The following is a 2,861-nucleotide window of genomic DNA, read 5'->3' on the forward strand; positions in this document are numbered from 1 at the left end:
GTGGAGTAGACCGAGTCATGCCCTTCGTCTTTCCGCCATGGATGCGCATTGCCGGCGCGCTGTTCGGCTTCGTCGTGCTTATGGCTGGCAGTCAACCGGCGTCGGCACAAACGCTCGAGGAGATCAACAAGGCAAGCGGCTTCCACGAGATGCTGGCCGGCCTCGGCCCAAGCATAGTCGCCGGCATCAAATCCGTGCCGGGGCCGGAAAAAGTCAAGGAAGCCTTGTCCGCCGCCGCTGAAGGCGCTTTTGACGCTGACAGGATGGAGAAAGCCGTAGAGGCGCGGATGACGGGCCGGTTGCAGCCCGTCGATCTCACCGATCTGGCTGCTTTCTTCGATTCACCATTGGGCAGGCGGGTCACAGCCCTGGAGATCCAAGCGTCCGATCCGCAAGCCCTGGGGCGCAAGAAGATCGAAGGTCCGAAAATCCTTGGAGGACTTCAGGCGGGAGATCCGGCACGGCTCGCGCTGTACCGGAAAATCGTCGACGATACCAGCGCCGTGGACATGGCTGAAGCGATCGCATTGAACATGGGCTATGCGATGGTTTCGGGAATGCTCGCGGCAGCCGGGCAGCCTTTATCGGATCAGCAGATAATGGTGCTGGTGCATAAGCAGGCCGGCAACCTTCGTGAAAAAGCCGAAAAGGGGATCATGGAAGGAAATGCTTTCGCCTATCGTGACTTGTCGCTCGACGATCTCAGGCTTTACGCGGCATTTCTCGCGTCCCCTGCGGGCAGCCATTACTACGACCGGATGCAGACGGCACTCGGCGCCGTGATGACCGATGAGGCGCGTTCGTTAGGGCAGCGATTTTTCGTCGCTCTCGGCTACCGCAAGGCCTGAACAGCCCGTACATCCTTGCCACCAGCACTTTAGCGGAACAAAACGTAGACAGTTCTGGTCTTTCGCCACCGAATCACTACATTCGGGGCGATGTCCGGCTTTTCCGAAGACATGCCCTTTTTCGACGAACCCAATGCGCGGCCCTCGGCCCCGTCGGGTATCGCCGCGCGCGCCATGGCTGCCCGCAGCGGACACAACAACGCACCCGACTATCTGAAGGGCCTCAACCCGGAGCAGCGGCTAGCTGTTGAAACAACGGAGGGCCCGGTTCTGGTGTTGGCCGGCGCCGGCACCGGCAAGACCCGCGTGCTCACGACCCGCATCGCCCACATCCTCGCCACCGGCAAGGCGTTTCCGTCGCAGATCCTCGCGGTGACCTTCACCAACAAGGCCGCGCGCGAGATGAAGATCCGCATCGGCGTGCTGATCGGCGAAGGCAATGTAGAGGGCATGCCGTGGCTCGGCACCTTCCACTCGATTGGAGTGAAGCTGCTTCGCAGACATGCCGAACTCGCCGGCCTGCGCTCCGACTTCACCATCCTCGACACCGACGACGTCGTGCGGCTGATCAAGCAGCTGATCCAGGCCGAAGGTCTGGACGACAAGCGCTGGCCGGCCAAGCAGTTCGCCCAGATGATCGACGGCTGGAAGAACAAGGGGCAAGGCCCCGCCGACATTGCCGAGGGCGACGCGCGCGCCTTCGCCAACGGCAAGGGCCGCGAACTCTACAAGGCCTATCAGGAGCGGCTGAAGACGCTGAACGCCTGCGATTTCGGCGACCTGCTCTGCCACCCGATCCGCATCTTCCGCGCCAATCCGGACGTGCTGAAGGAATACCATAAGCGCTTCAAGTACATCCTCGTCGACGAGTACCAGGACACCAACACCGCCCAGTACATGTGGCTGCGGCTGTTGGCGCAAAGGCCTCAAGGCAAGCCGATCTCCCCCCTTGAGGGGGAGATTGGGCGCTCTTCGGCCGAAACCCGCGCCACCGTAAACATCTGCTGCGTCGGCGATGACGACCAATCCATCTATGGCTGGCGCGGCGCCGAGGTCGACAACATCCTGCGTTTCGACAAGGATTTTCCCGGCGCCACCATCATCCGGCTGGAGCGCAACTACCGCTCGACCGCGCACATCCTTGGTGCCGCCTCCCACCTCATCGCCCACAATGAGGGCCGCTTCGGCAAGACGCTGTTCACGGATCGCAACGATCCCGAGGATGGCAAGGTCAATGTCCACGCCGCCTGGGATTCCGAAGAAGAAGCCCGCGCCATCGGCGAGACCATCGAGGCCTATCAGCGCCAGAAGCACAATCTCAACGACATGGCTATTCTTGTCCGTGCATCCTTCCAGATGCGGGCCTTCGAGGATCGCTTCATCACACTCGGCCTCAACTACCGCGTCATCGGTGGCCCGCGCTTCTACGAGCGCCTGGAAATCCGCGACGCCATGGCTTTCTTCCGTGTCGTCGCGCAGGGCGCCGACGACCTCGCTTTCGAGCGCATCGTCAATGTGCCCAAGCGCGGCTTGGGCGAAGCCACCATCCGCCAGATCCACGACACCGCCCGTGCGCTGCGCATCCCTATGCTGGAGGCCGCCGCCAAGCTCGCCGAAAGCGACGAGTTGAAGCCGAAGCCGCGCGCCGCCTTGCGCGAAGTGGCGGCCAATTTCGAGCGCTGGCAGAAGGCGCTGGAAACCACGCCGCACACCGAACTCGCCGAGACCATTCTCGAAGAGAGCGGCTACACGGACATGTGGAAGAACGACCGCTCGGTGGAAGCCCCCGGCCGGCTGGAGAACCTGAAAGAGCTGATCCGCTCGATGGAGGAGTACGAATCGCTGCGCTCCTTCCTCGAGCACGTCGCGCTGGTCATGGACGCCGAACAGAATGCCGGGCTCGACGCCGTCTCGATCATGACGCTGCATTCGGCCAAGGGCCTCGAATTCGAGACCGTCTTCCTGCCCGGCTGGGAGGAAGGCCTGTTCCCGCATCAGCGCGCGCTCGACGAA

At 62.5% G+C, this 2,861-nt stretch carries 2 protein-coding genes; both read left to right on the top strand.

The features are described 5' to 3' along the window. Nucleotides 1–848, top strand: an 848-nt coding sequence (locus ENZ74_RS27680) for a hypothetical protein (protein WP_245471017.1), incomplete at its 5' end; no start/stop codon positions are given. Nucleotides 849–938: 90 nt separating this feature from the next. Next, nucleotides 939–2,861 (top strand): UvrD-helicase domain-containing protein (locus tag ENZ74_RS27685; RefSeq protein WP_127313142.1); only part of this gene is annotated, 1,923 nt, incomplete at its 3' end.

This window comes from Mesorhizobium sp. M7A.F.Ca.CA.002.15.2.1 (genome assembly GCF_003998715.1).
In the GTDB taxonomy this organism is placed as follows: domain Bacteria; phylum Pseudomonadota; class Alphaproteobacteria; order Rhizobiales; family Rhizobiaceae; genus Mesorhizobium; species Mesorhizobium ciceri.